The sequence below is a fragment of the Naumannella cuiyingiana genome, assembly GCF_013408305.1.
Taxonomy (GTDB): Bacteria; Actinomycetota; Actinomycetes; order Propionibacteriales; family Propionibacteriaceae; genus Naumannella; species Naumannella cuiyingiana.
In genome coordinates, this window is sequence record NZ_JACBZS010000001.1 from 1,648,574 (window position 1) to 1,666,671 (window position 18,098).

Consider the following 18,098-nt stretch of genomic DNA (forward strand, 5'->3'; position numbering starts at 1 on the left):
GTGGACGCCGCACTGATCGTCGACTCGGTGACGATCACCTACCCGCGCACCACCGCCCCGGTCGTGCAGGACATCTCGTTCAGCACGCCGCGGGGGGCGAGCTTCGGGCTGGTCGGCGAGTCCGGATCCGGCAAGACCACCCTCGCGCGAGCGGTCGTCGGGTTGCTGCGGCCGACCTCGGGACAGATCCGGTTCCCGGGAGCAGAACGCGGCCGCCGACCGGTGCAGATGGTCTTCCAGGACCCCGGCAGCTCGCTCAATCCGCGGCTGACGGTCGGGGAATCCATTGCCGAGGTGTTGCGCACGACGCCGCACGGCCGTCGCGACCTGGTATCCCGGATCACTGACCAACTGATCATGGTCGGGCTCGACCCAGCGCATGCGAACCGGTTCCCGCGGCAGTTGTCCGGCGGGCAGCGGCAGCGGGTGGCGATCACCCGCGCGCTGGCCGCGCAACCGAAGGTGCTGGTGCTGGACGAGGTGGTCTCGGCGCTCGATGTGTCCGTGCAGGCCCAGGTGTTGAATCTGCTCAAACGCCTCCAGGCCGAGCAGCAGCTGACCTATCTGTTCATCACCCACGACCTCGCCGTGGTGCGCTACATGTGCGATGAGGTGATGGTGATGAACCGGGGCCGAGTGGTGGAATCCCTGGCCGCGACGACGATCTTCTCCCGGGCCGAGGACTCCTACACCCGGGAGTTGATCTCCGCGATCCCCGAGCTGCGGATCGGGCGGGCCGGAGCATGAGCGCCGGGATCCCCCGCAACCCGCACCTGCTCGGGTCGCGCGTCGTCTTCGCCGCCGGCGGGCACATCTGGTGCCACGAGCTCGGCGGTGCCACCCACCGGGTCAGCGACGGGGTCGACGGCGAGGCGGATCTGCCCCAGCTCTCCCCCGACGGCACGAAGGTGGCGTACTCGGTCAGCCAACACGGTTCCAGCGAGGTATGGGTCTCCCCCGTCGACGGCGGACGCGCGCGTCGGCTGACCTTCCTCGGACGGCTGGCACATGTGCGCGGATGGAGCCCACAGGGCCGGATCCGGTTTGCCACCGATCACTGGGGCCTGCCCCGCCCGGACGGCCTGGCCCGGCCCTGGTGGACCCAGATCGCCGAAGTCGGGCCGGCCGGTGGTGAACCGGTCAGGCTCACCGAGCAGCGCGCCTACGACTACTGCGAGTCCGATGCGGGCGTGCTCCTCGGCCGCAACACCTTCTACACCGCGACCGACTGGCTGGGCTACCGCGGCGGCCTGCGAGGTCGGGTCTGGTCGGGCGAGGCGGGCGGGCCGTTCCGCGAGCTCGACCCGCTCGGCGCGCGCATGTGGTCGCCGGTCTGGGCCGGATCGCGGATCGCGTTCGTCAGCGACGCCGACGGCAACGCCGCCGTCCACTCGGTCGCCCGGGACGGGACCGACCTGCGCCGGCACTTCGACGGGCCGCACCCGGTGCGCTCGGTGACCTGCGACGGCGACCGGGCGGTGGCCGCCGCCGGCGCCGCCTTGTGGTGCTTCGACCTGACCGCCGGCGAACCCGCCGAGCTGCCCATCGACACGACCGCGCCCGTCCGCCGGCGCAGCCCGATCCGCGCGAGCGACATCCGCACCTTCACTGCCAACCCGGCCGGCGACACGCTCGCGCTGACCGCGCGCGGGCACGTCTTCACGGTTCATCTCCCGACCTCGGAGGCCAGCGAGTTGCCCGTCGAGGCGGGTGAACAGGTTCGAGCAGCGCACTGGATCGACGACAGGTTCCTGCTGCTGCAGATCTCTGCCCGCGGCGCCGGCCCCGACCTGCTGCGGCGGGTCGACAGCAACGACGGCAGCGGTGGGCTCGTCGATGTCGACGCCGATCTCGGACAGATCGAGCGGCTGGAGGTCAGTCCGGACCAACGCCGAGTGGCCATCGCCAACCACCGCCTGGAGTTGTTGATCATCGATCTGGACTCCGGCCGGGTGACCGAGGTCGATGTCAGCGAGCTGAATCCCGACGACGGGCACCGGGACCTCAGTTGGCACCCGGACGGCACCCATCTGGCGTACAGCCGTCCGACCTCGGTGACCAACCGCAAGATCGTGCTGTACGCCCTGGACTCCGGCCAGCACGAGGACCTCACCCCCGGCGAGTTCCACGACTTCGCGCCGCAGTTCTCCCGCGACGGCGAATCCCTGTTCTTCCTGTCCCGGCGCAGCTTCGACCCGCGACGCGACGAGGTGCTGCACAGCGGCCTCGCGGTGCTGCACTCGAGCATCGCGCTGTGCTGCAATCTGGCGACCCGCGCGGTCCGGCAGACGACCGCGCCGAGCGGGCCCTACACCGGCCTGCGCCGGATCGGGCGGCAGGTGCTCGCGATCTCGGCACAGTCGGCCGGCGTGCTCGGCTCGCGCAGCGAACCGCCGCCGCGCGACCTGATCGCGATCGATCACGCCCCGCACACCCCCTGGTCGCTGCCCAAGGCGGCCGCGCACATCCGGCCGCTGGGCGACGGCGACCGCGGAATCCTGCGCCGCGGCTCCGCCATCGTGGCCTTCGAGCTCGGCACCGCGGCCGAGTTCGAGACGATCCTGGACCTGGACGTGGTCCGTGGGGAGGTGGATCTGCGCCAGGAGCGGCTGGCCGAGATCGACCGGGTCGCCAACGACGTGCGGCGGTTCTTCTGGCGCGGTGCGCCGGCCGAACCCGCGTGGTCGGAACAGGTACGCCGGCACGCCGAGCTGATGGAGCACGCGGTGACCGACAGCGAGTCGCGGCTGGTGCTGCGCGAACTGCTGGCCTGTACCTCGACCTCTCATGCCGACATCCGCCCGGTGCCCGTCCCGCCGGGCACCGCCGAGGTCGCCTCGCTCGGGATCGACGTGGTCCCCCGCGCCGACGGCGCCCTGGAGATCACCCGGATCCTGACCGGTGACGAGTGGTCCCCGACGCTGACCTCCCCGCTGGCCGCGCGGGAGCTCGACGTCCGCGAAGGCGATCTGATCATCGCCGTCAACGGCGTGCGCACCCATCCCGACGTCAGCCTCGGTCAGCTACTGGCGACCGACCCGGACCGGGCCCAACTGGTGCTGTCTCGGCACGGTGTGCGCCGCGACCTGGAGGTGACGCCGCTGCGCTCGGAGCAGTGGCTGCGGGAGCGGCAGTGGGTCGAGGAGAACCGGGCCTACGTCCACGAGATCACCGGCGGCCGGGTGGGCTACATCAAGCTGCCGGACACCAGTGCCCGCGGGTACGCCGAGTTCCAGCGGTACTGGCCGACGGAGCGGACCCGGGACGGGCTGATCGTCGACCTGCGCTTCAACGGCGGCGGCGGCATCGGGCACCTGCTGCTCGACCTGTTGGCCCGCGAACCGCTGGGGCATTTCCGCTACCGCTGGGGACGCGAGGTCGATTTCCCCTTCGACGGCACGAACGGGCCGATCGTGCTGCTGGTCAACGAGTTGACCAAGTCCAACGCCGAGATCACCACCCACCTGTTCATGTCGCGACGCCTCGGCACGGTCGTCGGGGCGCGTACCTGGGGCGGGGTCGTCGGCATCCGGGCACGCGAGCCGCTGCACGACGGCAGCCTGGTCTGGGTGCCGGAGGAGGCGCTGGTCTCGCTCACCGAATCCACCGGGATCGAGGGTCGCGGGGTGTTGCCCGACCTCGATGTCGATACCGCCGCGCCCGGAGACGAACCCGGCGCGGACCGGCAACTCGCCGAGGCGATCCGGGTGGTCACCGACCGACTCGACAGCCAGGAGCGCCGACCATGATCGCTGCCACCGCACCCACCATCGCGGGCCACGCCGGTCGGGTCGCCGCCCGGCGGCTCGCCGCCGAAGGGGTGACCCGCGTCTTCTGCGTACCCGGGGAGAGCTACCTGCCGGTGCTGGACGGCCTGCACGACGAGCCCGGCATCGAGGTGGTCTCGGCCCGGCACGAGGGCGGGGCGGCGATGATGGCCGTCGCGCACGCCAAGCTCACCGGCACGCCCGGGGTGTGCCTGGTCACCCGGGGCCCGGGTGCCACCAATGCCAGCATCGGCGTACACATCGCCGCCCAGGACGCGGTTCCACTGGTCCTGTTGATCGGTCAGGTGGGTACGCGCGAGCTCGACCGGGAGGCCTTCCAGGAAGTTGATCACCGCGCGGTCTTCGGCTCGCTCGGCAGGGCCGCGTGGCAGGTCGAGGATCCGGCCCGGCTGGACGAGTACCTGTGCCGGGCACTGACCGTGGCGTGCGGCGACGAACCCGGGCCGGTTTGTCTGGCGTTGCCGCAGGACGTGTTGTTCGCCTCGGTGGAGGCGCCGGCGCCGCGGGCGACGACCGAGCGCTGGGCGCCGGACGTGGCGGGCGGGGCACTCGAGCGGGTGACGGACCTGCTGGCGCGGAGCCGGCGACCGGTGATCATCGTCGGAGGTAGCGCCTGGGACGACGATGCCCGGCGCGGCGTGGTCGGCTGGGCCGAGCGGACCGGGGTCCCGCTGGTCACCTCCTTCCGGCACCAGGACCTCATCGATCACACCTCACCGGCGTTCGCGGGCACACTCGGCTCGGGCGCCTGGCCGGGGCTGGGCGATGCCGTCCGCAGCGCCGACCTGGTGTGCTTCATCGGTACCCGACCCGACGCCGGCAGCACCGGCGGTGAGACTCTGCTGCGCCCGGACCCCGGTCAGCGCACCGTCCATGTCCACCCGTCGGCCGGTGTGCTGGCCCGGCACCACCGCGCCGACGTCACCGTGCAGTGTGCCGGCGACCGATTCGCGGCGGCCCTCGCCGGCCGCGAGCTGGCCACCGATCACCGGGCGTGGGGTGCGCATCTGCGTGCGGGCTATCTGGCCGGGCTGGACGAGCATCTGTGGTGGGACCGGGTGAGTGCCCGGGACCTGATCCGAACACTCAGCGACGAGTTACCCGACGATGCGATCATCAGTTGCGGGGCGGGCGACTACACCCAGGCGCTGCACCGCTACTACAGCTTTCGCAGCTACCCCTCGCTGCTCGCGACCCAGTCCGGGTCGATGGGATTCGGACTGCCGGCCGCCATCGCCGCCCAGCTCGCCGCGCCGGGCCGGCTCGCGGTCGCGATCGCCGGCGACGGTTGCTTCCAGATGACCGCCCAGGAGCTCGCCACCGCGGCGCAGCACCGCCTGTCGATCATCGTGGTGGTGATCAACAACGAGCGGTTCGGCACGATCCGCCGACACCAGGACGACCATTTCCCCGGCCGGGTGATCGCGACCTCGTTGGAGAATCCCGACTTCGTCAGCCTCGCCCTCGCGCACGGCGGCTGGGGCGCGACCGTCGGCTCTCCCGACGAGTTCCGGGGCGCGCTGCGCGAGGCGATGACCCGCGACGGACTGTGCCTGATCGAGCTGCGCACCACCTCGTGAGCGGCGGCCCGATGGCGGGGTCGGCGACCGCGCTCGCCGAACAGGTTCTGGACGAGCACGGCGTCGACGAGCACGGTCCGGGCGCGGTCGTGGGCGGCTATGTCCACGGCGAACTGATCGGCGTCGCGGCGCGCGGATTGGCGAGCGTCGAGCTCGGTGTGCCCCTCGACGAGAACTCGGTCTTCGACATCGCGTCGGTGTCCAAGCAGTTCACCGTCGCCACTCTCCTCCGGCTCGGCGCCGACCTGCGCACCCCGGTTGCCGCTGCCCTCGGCGCGACCGGTCTGGACCCCGGACTCACCCTGGGGCGCTGCGCGACGCACCGCGCCGGCATCGCGGACTATCTCGACGTGCTGACCGCCGCCGGACGAGGACGGGCCGAGACCGCCGAGATGGATGCGGCCGTGGAGCTGGCGCTGGCGCTGGCCGGCGTCGCCGTGCCCGGCGGTCAACCGCACTACAGCAACAGCGGCTATCTGCTCCTCGCCGCCGCGGCCGAGCGGCTCGGCGGTGATCGATTGGCCGCGCTGCTGCAGGAGTTGATCTTCGACCCGCTGGGCATGTCGCACTCGGTGTTGCGGGACCGGCCCGGGGCGGTGATCACGAACCTCGTCAGCTCCTACGCCGGGACCGGTGGCGGCGAGCTGGTCCGCCGTGATCAGGACCAGGCCGTTGTCGGCGACGGCGCAATCACCACCACACTCGCCGACCTCGGGCGCTGGTTGTCCTTCCTGGACGGCGGGATCGGTCTCGGTGACGGATTGCGCGACGTGTTGGTCCGGCGTGACCGCGCCGACGGCCGGGCGCTCAGCACCGGGGCCGGGATCTGGCATCTGGACCACCTGGGCGACGAGGTGATCGGGCACAGCGGCAGCGCGTACGGGTTCCGGTCGTTCCTGGTGCTCGATCGGCGCAGCGGGGTCGGGGTGGCCGTGCTGGCCAATCGCGCGGACATCGCCGCGGACGCCATCGCCGGCCGGCTGCTGCTCGGGCTGACCGGTGGCCGACCCCCTGCCCGGCCGACCCCGAGGGACCCGGCCGCCCGAGCGGTGTCGGGGACCTGGCAGTCCGCCGACGGCGCCGTCGTCACCGTTGGCCAGTCCGGTCTGGAGGTTGACGGCCGCGCGCGGGCGGCGCGGCCGGTGACCCAGGGGGTGGCCGCGGCGGACGGCGCCCTGCTCGGGGTGTTCGCCGAACGGGGCGAGGTGTCGCTGCGCAACCACCTCGGCGCGCGGATCCCGCTCGCGCCGGCCGGTGACCGTCGGCTGAACCCGCCACGGCATCGACAGTGGCGAGCGCCCGGCTGGGGGGTCGACATCGTCCTGACAGCCGAGGGGACCGACCTGGTCGCCACCGTGGGCCGGCGTACCCACCGATTCGCGCAGCGCGCACCCGGCTCGTGGGTCGCCGACGGCCTGCGGATCAGTGCCGACGGCAGTGCGCTCCGGCTGTCGGTCGACCCCGGCCCGGGCACAACGCTGGTCCCCGCGTGATCACCGCGACTGGCATCCCCCGACAGCGACGGGGCGCGACGTTTGTCATCGCGCGACGGTGCCGGCCACGATCTCGGTGCAGTGTGCTTGGCAGGTGAGCATTCGCCCCGAGATCGCAACCCCGGGCATCCGCCTGCTGACCGACGTGCCCGGCCCCGCCAGCGTCGCGGTGATGCAGGAACGAGGAGAGGTCGTCCCGCCGGGATACCCGACGGCGACGTCGGTGCTCGCGCGGACCTGGCGCGACGGCTACCTGGTCGACATCGACGGGAACCGGCTCGTCGACCTGACCTCCGGGATCGGCGTCTCGGCATTCGGGGGTACGCATCCGGTGATCGCCCGCGCCGTGCAACGACAGGCCGACAAGCTGCTGCACACGGCCTTCTCCCATGTCGCCCACCGCGGCTACGTCGATGTCTGCCGGGAGCTGAACGCGCTGCCCGCGGGTGCCGGAGCGTACCGCTCGGTGCTGTTCACGACCGGCGCCGAGGCGGTGGAGAACGCGGTCAAGATCGCCCGCGCGGCCACGGGACGACCGGGCATCGCGGTGCTGGGCGCCTCCTACCACGGCCGGACGTTGCTGACCCTGTCGATGACCGCCAAACAGGTCCCGTACAAGGACGGTTTCGGGCCGTTCCTTCCCGACGTTCAACGGCTACCGATGCCAACCGTCGCCGCGGACTTCGGCGGCTACCTGGACCGGCACCTGCGCGAACCGGAGTCGATCGGCTGCTTGGTCGTCGAGCCGATCCAGGGCGAGGGCGGCGTGGTCGTGCCGCCGCGCGGATTCCTGCGGGCGCTGGCAGAGCAGGCGGCCCGGCACGGGATCGTGGTGATCGCCGACGAGATCCAGACCGGCCTCGGCCGGACCGGGACGGTGTTCGCCCACGAGCAGGACGGGTTCGAACCGGACCTGATCACCGTCGGCAAGGCGCTCGGCGCCGGGCTGCCCCTGTCGGCGGTGGTCGGGCGTACCGAGTTGATGGACCGGGTGCCGGTCGGCGGCTTCGGCGGCACCTTCGCCGGGAATCCGTTGTCCTGCGCGGCCGCGCTGGCCAGCCTTCGGCTGATGCGCGAGCTGGACCTGCCGGCGCGGGCGCGCGCGATCGGCGACGTGTTCCGGAGCCGCCTCGGTCCGGTGGCCGCGCGGCGGCCGAAGGAGGTCGCGCTGCGCGGCCGCGGTGCGTTGTGGGGGTTGGTCTTCCACGATCCGGTCTCCGGCGAGCCGGACCGGGCCCGGGCGGTGCGGGTCGGGCGGGACTGCCTGGCGGCCGGCGTGCTGGTGCTGGTCGGTGGCCTGGACGGAAACGTGGTGCGGATGCTGCCACCGCTGGTCTCGCCGCCGTCGGTGATCCACGAGGGCCTGGCAATCCTGGCCGACGTGGCGTAGCAGGGCGGTCGCACGTTCAGCGCAACAGGGCGCCGGTGGCCACACCGTGTGCGGTGCGGATCGCGGCCTGGGCCCAGCCGATGATCAGCCCGACGAAGTACGCCACGGCGAGCGCGGCGAAGACGACCAGCCCGGTCTCGGCGTACAGCACGCTGAGGCCGGTGACGCAGGTGCCGACCGGGAAGGTGAAGGACCACCAGGTCAGCGTGAACGGCAATCCGGCGCGCGCCGTGCGGAACGTGATCATCAGCGCGACCGCGGTCCAGAGCAGCGCGAAACCGAGGGTGATCCCGCCGTAGGCGACGCCCACCCCGGCGAACACCTCGGCGAGGGGTGCGGGCACGGCTCCGCCGGCCGCCCGGCCGAGGGTGCCGGCGGCGGTGATCGACTGGCCGAGCGGGCCGAGCACGATCCACAGCGTCGGGACCATCGCGGTGGGCCCGACTCCGTTGCGCAGCAGGGATCCCCAGACCTGGGTGATGATCACGATCGACGCGATCAGGCTGAGACCGAACATCGCCCACGCGGCGTAGAAGAGCGTCGCCCGAGCGTCGCCGGCCGGCAGGTGCGGCAGCAACAGGCCGGCTCCGGTCGCGGAGACCATCGGCGGCACGACCGGCATCAGCCAGCCGGCGAACGGCACCCGCTCGGCGTTCGGTGCGGTGAATGCCAGGCACGGCACGGCGACCGCGCTGATCAACCCGGCGATGGTGCCGAGCATCCACAGCACCGCCGAGATCGCCACCGCCGGACCGATCCCGATCAGCGCGGGACCGAGCAGCAGCGTGCCGATGCCGACCGCGAGCAACGCCATCGGCGGCGCACCGTAGAAGTGCGCGAGTACCGGATGCCGGTGGTGGCCGCGCGCGCGTTCGGGGTGGTACGCCCAATGCCCCGCCGTCGCCATGATCAACAACACCAGCACGGCCGCCGCCAGCAGCCAGAAGCCCGTCGCCACGGCCCGCTGCCCGGGCAGTTGCACCGGGAGGCCAGCGGCCGCGCTGCCGACGATGGCCGTGCCCATCACCGCGGCGAACCAGTTCGGGCCGATATTGGCCAGGCGGGGCGCGAGGCCGACCAGGGGCAACGGCTCGGGGCGGGCGTCCAGTCGGCGGTGCATGGCACCAGCCTCGTCGCGGCGGCGTACCCGTGGAAGCGGCAGCTGCTTGGCTCGCCACAAGCGATGCTTGTGAGATGCTCGGGCGGTGTCGCTGACCGACCGGGTGCCTGACCTGACCACGCTGGAGCTGCTGGAGGCGATCGCCGAGCGCGGCAGCATCGGCGGCGCCGCGTCCGCCGTCGGCGTGTCCCAACAGGCGGTCTCGCAGCGGTTGCGGGCCGCCGAGCGCCTGGTCGGTGCCGAGCTGGTGTCGCGCGGGCGTACCGGCTCCCGGCTGACCGCGCAGGGCGAGTTGCTGCTCGAGTGGTCGCGGCCGATCCTCGACGGCGCGCGCCGGCTGCGGGCCAGCCTCGCCACGCTGGCCGATTCCGGCGCCGGGCCGCTGCGGGTCGCGGCCAGCCAGACCATCTCGGAGTATCTGCTGCCCGGCTGGTTGCATCGGTACGCCCGGACGGGTGGCGGGCCGGTGGCGCTCGGCTCGGGCAACAGCGAGCAGGTGCTCGCGCGGTTGCGCGCCGGGGAAGCAGACCTGGGCCTGGTGGAGACACCCGACCTGCCCGACGGGTTGGCGCGCCGGGCACTCGGCGAGGACCGGCTGGTCGTGGTCGTCGGGTCGGAGCACCCGTGGGCCGACCGGCGGGATCCGGTCACCGCGGCCGAGCTGGCGGCGACCCCGATGATCCTGCGGGAGGCCGGGTCGGGCACCCGCGACACGTTGACCAGGTCGCTGGCCGAGCAGGGGTTGCGGCCCGCGCCGCCCGCGGCGGAGCTGGCGACGGGGAGCGCGATCCGCGCGGCGGTCCGGTCGGGGTTGGCGCCGTCGGTGCTCAGCGAGCTCGCCGTCGCCGACGATCTCGCCGAAGGTTCGCTGTTGCGCGTACCGGCCACCGGCCTGGACCTGACCCGCCCGCTGACCGCCGTCTGGGTCGGCCGGCTGCACCCGGATGCGGAAGCGCTTCTCGCGACGACCGACGTCCGCGCGCAGGACTAGGCTTCCCCGGTGCTCGAACTGGCCCAGCGCACGCTGCCCGTCCTGGGTTTCCTGCTGGGGATGACCCTGGTGGCGGAGCTGGCCGACCGGGCCGGGCTGTTCCTGGCGCTCGCGCACCGGCTGGCCCGGATCGCCCGCGGCTCGGTACCGATGCTGTGGCTCGGCCTGGTCGTCGTGGCCGCGGCATGCACCGCGTTCCTCTCCCTGGACACCACGGCGGTGCTGCTCACCCCCGTCGTCCTGGCGCTGGCCCGTCGGCTGCGGATCGATCCGCGATTGTTCGCCTACACCTGCGTCGTGCTCGCCAACACCGGCTCGCTCTTCCTGCCCGTCTCCAACCTGACCAATCTGTTGGCCATGTCCGCGCATTCTCTGTCCACACAGGACTTCTTGGCGTTGATGTGGGCGCCCGGCGTCGTCGGCGTGGTGCTGCCCGCGATGCTGCTGGCGATCATGTTCCGGCACACGCTGCGGACGGCGGCCGATCCTGATGTCGACGCCGACGAGCCTCGCGGCGGGCCGCTGTTGATCATCGCCACGCTGATCGTGGCCGGGCTGGCGGCGGCCATCCTGGCCGGGGCCGACGTCACGCTCGCCGCGCTGCTCGCCGCTGCGGCGCTGCTGCTCGCGACCGCCGTCCTCGACCCGGTGCTGTTGCGGCGATTGCCCGTGCCGTGGCAGATGATCATCGGCGTCGCGGCGCTGTTCGTCGTGGTGCAGCTCGCCCGGGACGCCTTCCTCGACGGCCTGCTCGCGACGTGGTCCCCGGCCTCCGACCTGCCCGGGTTGCTCGGCCTGGCCGGCCTCGGCGCGCTGACCGCCAACCTGATCAACAACCTCCCGGCGTACCTCGCCCTGGAGGGGTTGACCCATTCCGCGCCCGGGCTGACTGCCGCGCTGCTGATCGGCGTCAATGCCGGCCCGTTGATCACGCCGTGGGCCAGCCTGGCCACGATCTTGTGGGCCGGGCGGTGCCGCGCGGCCGGCGTACCGGTCCGATGGGCCGAGTTCGTCGCGCGCGGTGCGATCATCGCGATTCCCACCGTGGCGTTCGGTGTCGCGGCGCTCATCCTCGGTTCGTGATCACGCCGGCGGCGAGCGCCGCCGCGCGGTACGCCGCCGCGAGCGAGTCCGGCGTCTCGTGCGCGTTCAGCCCGCTCGGGTTCGGCACCACCCACAGCCGCGCCTCGCCCAGCCGTTCCGGCTGCTCCCCGGGCTTCGCCCTCGGTCGCCCGAAGGCCGCCCGATAGGCCGTGATGCCCGCGCAGGCGACCACCGCCGGGCGATGCTCGGCGACGAAGCGCGTGAGGCGTTCGGCGCCCTCGCGCAGCTCGTCGCGGGACAGTTCGTCCGCACGGGCGCTCGGTCGCGCGACGAAGTTGGTGATCCCGATGCCCCGCTTGATCAGGTACGCCCGATCGGCCGCGCTCTCCCCCTCCGACATGTCCAGCAGGCGGTCGGTGATCCCGGCGCGGTACAACGCCGGCCAGAACCGGTTGCCCGGGCGCGCGAAATGGGCGCCCACGCGTTCGGACCAGAGCCCCGGGTTGATCCCGACGAACAGCAGCCGGCAGCCCGGGCCGATCAGGTCGTCGACCGAGGATTCGTGCACGGAGGTCAGTCTGGACCATTCCGCCGACGAACCCAGCTCTTCCCACCGACCCCGAGCGGGCGGCATGATCACCACACGAGGATGCGTATGACCTGATCGCGAACGGCCAGACCGACGGCCTCGGGTTCGTGCCCCGCTTCGTGCAGACCCACGGGGACCGCTGGGGCGACCTGCTCTGGACAGGCGAGCGGACCAAGATCGCCTCGCGGCGCTTCCTCGATGCGCTGGCGGGCTTCTCCGGCTGGCACGACTTCGAGGTCGAGGTCGTGGCCCGGAAGGGCATTGCGCGCGAGGGCTACCGTGGGTTCGCCGTGCACGGCACGGGGCCGGACTCCGATGTCTGGAACCACACGTCCGGGCAGAACTGCTGGTTCGCCGTCTCCGCTCCCGTCGAGGAGGCCTTGCGAGAATGCGGCGCGACCGAGCTGGACATCACCCGCCTGGCGTGACGCCGAACGGCCACCCACTCAGGCGATCTTCTCCAGCTCGTCGACCACGGCCCCGGCGCCATCCTCGGCGGCGATGGAATCGGACACGCTCCGGGCGCGCACCGCATAGGAAGGATCGTCGACGGCATCGGCGATCAGCTCGGCCAGGATCCGGGCGTCGAGTTTGCGTACCCCGACCGAGCCCGGCGACACCCCCAGCTTGATCAACCGATCCGCCCAGAACGGCTGATCCGCAGCGAACGGCACCGTCACGGTCGGTACGCCGGCCCGCAGCCCCGCCGCCGTGGTCCCCGCGCCGCCGTGGTGCACGACCGCGGCCATCTGCGCGAACAGCCAGTCGTGCGGCATCCGGCTCACGGTGATCATGTCGTCACCGCGTACCCGCAGATTCGACCAGCCGCCCTGGATCACCCCGCGCATCCCGATCGAGCGCAGCGCGGTGGCGACGATCTCGGCGAGCCGCTGGCCGTCGACCGCCGGCATCGACCCGAACCCGACGAATACGGGTCGCTCCCCGGCCCGCAGGAACTCGATCACCTCGCCCGGCGGCTGCCAGCCCGGATCGCGCGGGGGCGCCCACCAGTAGCCCACCGGCCGCCGGAACTCCGGCCAGTCCGCCGGCTTCGGCACCACCGTCGGGCTGAACCCATAGAGAATCGGCCACTCCCGCTTGGTCAGCCCGCGGAACCAACTGTCCGGATTGGTCCGCGGCAGCCCCAGCCGGGTCCGCAGCTTGTTGATCTTGCGGTAGACCGGCGCCTGGCCCAGGCTGGAGAATGCGCGGGCGGCGTACCGATTTCCGTGTCGGCCGAGCGAGGCCGTGGTCACCATCGCCGGCGCGAACTCCGCCGTCGGATCCAGCGGCTGCAGGTAGAGACCGACGCTGGGAATGTTCTTGGCCTCGGCGATGTGGACGCCGGGCACGCCGAGCGCGGAGACCGCGATCAGGTCCGCATCCTCACAGGCATCCAGGCACGCCTCGCACAGTTCGTCCCAGTGTTCGCGATAGACCGAGAGCAAACGGGATGCGTTCATCCCCGAGCGGCCGTTGCGGGGGGCCAGCTCGGTGCGCATGTCCATCGGGAGCCGCCGGAACTCCAGCCCCGCGTCGCGCACCACATGCTCGGACGACACGTGGGTGGCGATCGCCACCTGGTGCCCGTGCTGGGCGAGACGAGCGCCCAGCCCGGCGTACGGAACGACGTCCCCGTCGGTCCCGATGGTCAGAACAACGATCCTCATCGCGTCACATCCTGCCGTACTCGCCCCAGCGTAGCGAGCCAACTACCCTCGCGGTGTGACCATCGTCGTGAGGCCCATCGATCCGTCGCGCCATCTGGCGTTCCTGGACGCCGACGGCGGTCGGGCCGACGCCAGCTTCCTGCAGACCCCGGCCTGGGGCCGGGTGAAGTCGGACTGGCGCAGCGAATCGATCGGCTTCTTCCGCGAGTCCGGTGATTCGGGTACGCCCGACGGCGAGCTGATCGGCGTCGGGCTCGTGCTGTTGCGCAAGGTGCCGCGGCTCAAGCGGTGGTTCGCGTACCTCCCGGAGGGCCCGGTCCTGGACTGGGCGGGCGATGATGTGACCGACGCGCTGAAGGCGCTGACGAAGTTCCTGCGCCGGCGCGGCGCGTTCGCGATCCGGATCGGCCCGACGGTGGTGGCGCGGCGCTGGGGCACCGACACGGTCAAGGCGGCGATCGCCGATGACGGCGTACGGTCCCTGACGGCCGTGCCGCCCGACGAGCACGACCCGGCCGCCGCGCGGCTGCACCACACGCTGCGCCACCTCGGCTGGAAGCCGCCGAAGGATGCCGCGGGTTTCGCGGCGGGCCAGCCGAAGTTCAACTTCTGGCTGCCGCTGAAGGGTCGCAGCGCCGACGACGTGCTGAAGGGCATGAACCAGCTCTGGCGGCGCAACATCAAGAAGGCCGCGAAACTCGGTGTCGAGGTCAGCGAGGGCGGCCCGGACGATCTGGGCGAGTTCCACCGGATCTATGTCGAGACCGCCGAGCGCGACGGGTTCACCCCGCGGGCACTGAGCTACTTCCAGAACATGTTCGCCGCGATGCGGGAGGAAGATCCCGGCCGGGTCCGGCTCTATCTCGCCCGGCACGAGGGCGATCTGGTCGCGGCGACGCTGTGGGTGCGGGTCGGCCGGCATGCCTGGTACTCCTACGGCGCGTCGACGTCGGACAAGCGCGAGGTACGCGGCTCCAATGCGATCCAGTGGCGGATGATCACCGACGCCATCGACGCGGGTTGTGAGATCTACGATCTGCGCGGCATCACCGACTCCGTCGCCGGCGACGACCCCCACCTCGGCCTGATCCAGTTCAAGGTCGGCACCGGCGGCGAGGCCGTGGAGTACCCGGGCGAGTGGGACCTCCCGATCAACCCGATCCTGCACAAGGCCTTCGACTGGTACATGAACCGCGGGAAATAGGCCCCGGTCCGGCTAGCCGACGAGGCGGGGCAGTTCGTCGTCCAGGACCTCGAGGAAGTGATCGATGTCTGCCTCCGTGACCACGAGTGGCGGCCTGATCTTCAGGGTGCTTCCTCCGGGACCGGTGGCCGAGACGAGTATCTGTCGTCGTCGCAGCGCGGCGATCAGCCCGGCCGTCGCCGCCGGATCCGGCCGCCCGGCCGGATCGTGAATGTCGACGGCGGCGTACAACCCGGCCCCGCGCACGGCCGCCGGACCGAACAGTCCCTGCAGTCCGCCGAGCAACCGAGCGCCGACGGATCGGGCATGCTCGATCAGCCCATCGGCGATGATCACGTCCAGCACCGTGCGGGCGGCGGCCACGGTGACCGGCGTACCCGCGAACGTGTTGAAGTACGCGGGTTCGTAGGCCGCGAAGATCTCCGACCGCGAGACCACGGCGGCGATCGGCAGCCCGTTGCCCATCGGCTTGCCGAGGGTGATCAGGTCGGGGACCACGCCGTGCCGGGCATGACCCCACCATCCGTCACCCAGCCGGCCGAACCCCGGCTGGACCTCGTCGGCGATCACCAACCCTCCGGCCGCGCGCGCCGCCGCGTAGGCGGGGCCGAGGAGGCCGATCGGGTCGGTCACGACCCCGTCGGAGGTGAAGGCGCTGTCCAGCAACAGCGCGGCACATCCGAAGCCCCGGGCATCGAGTTCGGCCGCCGCCGCGGACACCGAGGCGGCGAATGCCGCCGGGTCACCGTCGAGCGGCGCCGGCACGGCAAACACCCAATCCTCACCCGGCGCCACCGAAGGCGAGGCCTCAACCGCCAGCCCGCCGCTGCCGTGGTAGGCGTGCTGGGTGACGATCACGCCGACACGGCCGGCCGCCGCCCGGGCAATCCGTACGGCCAGGTCGTTGGCCTCGGTGCCGGTGCAGCAGAACTGCACCCGGTCCGGCGGCCGGGCCTCCACGGCGAAGGTCTCGAGCAACCGTTCTGCGTAGTCGACCACGGCCTCGCTGAGATACCTGGTGTGGGGATTGGCCTCGGTCAGCGCAGTGGCCACCGCCTCCGCGACCTTCGGGTGGCTGTGCCCGATGCCCGGCACATTGTTGTAGAGGTCGAGGTAGCGGCGGCCGTCCCGGTCGAACAGGTACGCCCCGGCCGCGCGACTCACGTCGAGCGGCTCGGCATACATCAGGCGATAGGCGGGCGCCAGCACGTCCATCCGGCGCCGGACCAGGTCGCGCACCGCCGGGCGCAGCGCGCCAATCTCGCCCGCGAACGAGTTGACCGTGACCGGGTTAACCGCGCCGGCAGACCGATAGCCGGTCACAGCCGCGCCAGCCACAGGCCCCACCGTGGGTCGGCCATCCGCATCCGCGCCCGCGCGAGCTTCCACAGTCCGTACTTGTGGTAGTCGAAGCTCCAGCCCCCGGCCCCCGCGTTGAGCCTGCTGTTCACCACCCCCCACAGTCCCCATTTGACGTCGGCAAGAGCACCGCACACGTGCACACGTGACAGCAGGGAATAGCTCGCTGCCCCGTAGAAGTCCTCGACCAACTCCGCGACCAGGTCCTCGTCGTAGAACATCTCCGTGGTCATCACGGCCAGTTCGTACGCGCGCTCGTTGTTGGATGCGAACTCGAAGTCCACCATCCGCATCGGGCCGCCCGGCGAGATCAGGAAATTGCCTGGCATCGGATCGTTGTGGCACGGCACCAGGTCCAGCCCGGAGGCGGTCAGGGCTGCCCGCGCAGCGGTGTACCCCTGGGCGATGGCGGCCCAGCTCGGCGGCAGCGTGACACCGAGCTCTGCGGCCTGATCACGGTGCTCGTCGATCATGTCGAGCACGGTCTTGGTCAGCGTCAGGGGCTCGGCCGCATTCAGCCGGCGGTAGAGGGCGACGATCTCGTGCGAGATTTCGGGCCGCTTCAGATCGCCGTTGGTGCACGCCCGGTAGCCTTCCAGGAACTCGATCACCTCGACGCCCTGTTCCGCATCGAACAGGACCAGCTCCGGGCCGATGCCGATCTCGCCGGCCCGACGCGAGGCCTCGTTCGCCGCCCCGCGGTCGATGAAGGCATCACTGCCGGCCCCGGGGATCTTGACGAAGTACGCGCGGTCGTCGCCCGCGATGTCGACGCGCCAGTTGCTGTTCTGCAGGCCGCCGCTCACCGGCGCATAGCTGAGCTCTCGGCCACGCCACTGCTCGACACCGGCCAGCACCTTCTCCGCGGCCCGTTCCGCGCTGGTGCGTGCGGTTCCCATCGGCTTGGCATCGGGTCTCATCGACGACCTCCCAGTTGCACGTCGAAGGCGGGCTCGCTGAGCGCCCATCGCGCCCGAAGGAACTGCCAGTCAGCAAACTTGGAGTACTCCTGGGTGCCCGGCTGCACGGCATCGGCGATCGATCCGATCAGGGCCCAACGCAGAAGCTCGGCCGCGCCGTAGGCATTCGCGCGGTCGAACTCGGCCACGTCGAAGCGGCCGCGCGCGGCCTCGAAGAGCTCTGCGGCCGACCGCCGGTCCGGGCACACCTCGATCAACAGCACACCCAGATCGGCCAGCGGATCCATCATGGCCGCGCTGTCCCAGTCCACCAGCGCCAGCGTGCCGTCGGCAGTGACCATCACATTGCTGAGGTTGCCGTCACCGTGTGCCGCGACCTCGTCCCACCCCTCGGCCCGCACGCGTTCGGCGACTGGCTCCAGCCGACGCAGCAGCCATGAGAGATCGGCGGGCAGCCAGGCGCCGATGTCGGAGGCGAGACGCGCCAGTTCGGACGGCTCGTCCAGGGGCTGCCGTTGCCGGGGCAGTGTGCCGATGTCTGCGACGGCGGCACGCAACCGGGCCAGCTCGAGCCGGCTGTCGGTGTCGCCGAAGCGATCCAGGGTTGCGGTCGTCTCGCCGATATCGGTCATCGCCAGGGAGGGACCACCCGGGTCGGCGGCGACCACCTCCGGCCCAATGCCCGCCCTGCCGGCGGCCAGGGCGGCCGCCGTCGACGAGGCGGTGTCGGTGTAGTGCGCGGCGTGGGGTTCCCAGACCTTCACATAGATCCGCCGATCGCCGTCCACGACACGGAATCGACGCGAGTCCGCGCCCCACCAGCTCGGGCTCGCCACCGTCGGCTCCGCCGCGCCGAGCGTCCCCGCGGCCGGCGTGCCGAGCCCGAGCTCGGCCAGCGCCCGCACCCGCCAGTCATCGGGCTGATCGCCGCCCCGTGCATCGGTGTCCAT

The 18,098-nt window shown here is 71.8% G+C and carries 15 protein-coding genes; 9 read left to right on the plus strand and 6 right to left on the minus strand.

Features of this window, described 5'->3' with window-relative positions:
• The 5 genes from GGQ54_RS07600 (at nt 1) to GGQ54_RS07620 (ending at nt 8,251) form a co-directional block, all read left to right on the plus strand.
• Nucleotides 1-747 (plus strand): ATP-binding cassette domain-containing protein, encoded by a 747-nt coding sequence (locus tag GGQ54_RS07600; RefSeq protein ID WP_218843753.1) that lies wholly within the window; start codon nt 1-3, stop codon nt 745-747.
• Nucleotides 744-3,749 (plus strand): S41 family peptidase, encoded by a 3,006-nt coding sequence (locus GGQ54_RS07605; RefSeq protein WP_179444843.1) that lies wholly within the window; start codon nt 744-746, stop codon nt 3,747-3,749. Before GGQ54_RS07600 ends, GGQ54_RS07605 begins: the two co-directional genes overlap by 4 nt.
• On the plus strand, nt 3,746-5,368 hold the full coding sequence (locus GGQ54_RS07610) for a thiamine pyrophosphate-dependent enzyme (RefSeq protein ID WP_179444844.1): 1,623 nt from the start codon (nt 3,746-3,748) through the stop codon (nt 5,366-5,368). The genes GGQ54_RS07605 and GGQ54_RS07610 overlap by 4 nt, the downstream gene beginning before the upstream one ends.
• 11 nt (nt 5,369-5,379) lie before the next feature.
• Complete coding sequence (locus tag GGQ54_RS07615) at nt 5,380-6,861, plus strand: serine hydrolase domain-containing protein (RefSeq protein WP_179444845.1); 1,482 nt, start codon at nt 5,380-5,382, stop codon at nt 6,859-6,861.
• 94 nt (nt 6,862-6,955) lie between these two features.
• On the plus strand, nt 6,956-8,251 hold the full coding sequence (locus GGQ54_RS07620; RefSeq protein ID WP_179444846.1) for an aminotransferase class III-fold pyridoxal phosphate-dependent enzyme: 1,296 nt from the start codon (nt 6,956-6,958) through the stop codon (nt 8,249-8,251).
• A 16-nt stretch (nt 8,252-8,267) separates the two neighbouring features.
• Here the strand turns inward: GGQ54_RS07620 and GGQ54_RS07625 are convergent, their stop codons facing one another.
• Nucleotides 8,268-9,371: a TDT family transporter gene (locus GGQ54_RS07625; RefSeq protein WP_218843755.1), complete on the minus strand. Its 1,104-nt coding sequence runs from the start codon at nt 9,369-9,371 to the stop codon at nt 8,268-8,270.
• Nucleotides 9,372-9,456: 85 nt separating this feature from the next.
• Between GGQ54_RS07625 and GGQ54_RS07630 the strand changes: the two genes are divergently transcribed.
• The gene (locus GGQ54_RS07630; RefSeq protein WP_179444847.1) at nt 9,457-10,362 is read left to right on the plus strand and encodes a LysR substrate-binding domain-containing protein; all 906 of its coding nucleotides are present in this window, start codon (nt 9,457-9,459) and stop codon (nt 10,360-10,362) included.
• A 9-nt stretch (nt 10,363-10,371) separates the two neighbouring features.
• Nucleotides 10,372-11,445, plus strand: a complete 1,074-nt coding sequence (locus GGQ54_RS07635; protein ID WP_179444848.1) for an SLC13 family permease — start codon at nt 10,372-10,374, stop codon at nt 11,443-11,445.
• Here GGQ54_RS07635 and GGQ54_RS07640 read toward each other — a convergent pair.
• A complete protein-coding gene (locus GGQ54_RS07640) occupies nt 11,429-11,974 on the minus strand; it encodes a mismatch-specific DNA-glycosylase (RefSeq protein ID WP_343045891.1) in 546 nt (181 codons plus the stop codon). The two genes, GGQ54_RS07635 and GGQ54_RS07640, sit on opposite strands and share 17 nt — an antisense overlap.
• 128 nt (nt 11,975-12,102) lie before the next feature.
• On the opposite strand from GGQ54_RS07640, the gene GGQ54_RS07645 reads away from it, so the two are divergent.
• Entirely contained in the window at nt 12,103-12,423 is a 321-nt protein-coding gene (locus GGQ54_RS07645; protein WP_179444849.1) for a hypothetical protein, read from the plus strand.
• Nucleotides 12,424-12,441: 18 nt separating this feature from the next.
• Here the strand turns inward: GGQ54_RS07645 and GGQ54_RS07650 are convergent, their stop codons facing one another.
• Nucleotides 12,442-13,665, minus strand: a complete 1,224-nt coding sequence (locus GGQ54_RS07650) for a glycosyltransferase (RefSeq protein ID WP_179444850.1) — start codon at nt 13,663-13,665, stop codon at nt 12,442-12,444.
• A gap of 55 nt (nt 13,666-13,720) precedes the next feature.
• On the opposite strand from GGQ54_RS07650, the gene GGQ54_RS07655 reads away from it, so the two are divergent.
• On the plus strand, nt 13,721-14,869 hold the full coding sequence (locus tag GGQ54_RS07655; RefSeq protein ID WP_179444851.1) for a lipid II:glycine glycyltransferase FemX: 1,149 nt from the start codon (nt 13,721-13,723) through the stop codon (nt 14,867-14,869).
• Between the two features lie 12 nt (nt 14,870-14,881).
• Here GGQ54_RS07655 and GGQ54_RS07660 read toward each other — a convergent pair whose 3' ends face one another.
• The 3 genes from GGQ54_RS07660 to GGQ54_RS07670 are packed head-to-tail and all read right to left on the minus strand — an operon-like array spanning nt 14,882 to nt 18,098.
• Nucleotides 14,882-16,207, minus strand: coding sequence for an aminotransferase class III-fold pyridoxal phosphate-dependent enzyme (locus tag GGQ54_RS07660; protein WP_218843757.1), 1,326 nt, complete (start codon nt 16,205-16,207; stop codon nt 14,882-14,884).
• On the minus strand, nt 16,189-17,127 hold the full coding sequence (locus GGQ54_RS07665) for a choline/ethanolamine kinase family protein (RefSeq protein WP_218843759.1): 939 nt from the start codon (nt 17,125-17,127) through the stop codon (nt 16,189-16,191). The genes GGQ54_RS07660 and GGQ54_RS07665 overlap by 19 nt, the downstream gene beginning before the upstream one ends.
• A gap of 17 nt (nt 17,128-17,144) precedes the next feature.
• Entirely contained in the window at nt 17,145-18,098 is a 954-nt protein-coding gene (locus GGQ54_RS07670) for a phosphotransferase family protein (RefSeq protein ID WP_179444853.1), read from the minus strand.

Bases quoted from the DNA above. Each gene is read 5' to 3' on its own strand.
- GGQ54_RS07605 (WP_179444843.1), top strand. From the start codon at position 744: ATGAGCGCCGGGATCCCCCGCAACCCGCACCTGCTCGGGTCGCGCGTC.
- GGQ54_RS07610 (WP_179444844.1), top strand. From the start codon at position 3,746: ATGATCGCTGCCACCGCACCCACCATCGCGGGCCACGCCGGTCGGGTC.
- GGQ54_RS07615 (WP_179444845.1), top strand. From the start codon at position 5,380: ATGGCGGGGTCGGCGACCGCGCTCGCCGAACAGGTTCTGGACGAGCAC.
- GGQ54_RS07625 (WP_218843755.1), bottom strand. From the start codon at position 9,371: ATGCACCGCCGACTGGACGCCCGCCCCGAGCCGTTGCCCCTGGTCGGC.
- GGQ54_RS07650 (WP_179444850.1), bottom strand. From the start codon at position 13,665: ATGAGGATCGTTGTTCTGACCATCGGGACCGACGGGGACGTCGTTCCG.
- GGQ54_RS07665 (WP_218843759.1), bottom strand. From the start codon at position 17,127: ATGGGAACCGCACGCACCAGCGCGGAACGGGCCGCGGAGAAGGTGCTG.
- GGQ54_RS07670 (WP_179444853.1), bottom strand. From the start codon at position 18,098: ATGGACACCGATGCACGGGGCGGCGATCAGCCCGATGACTGGCGGGTG.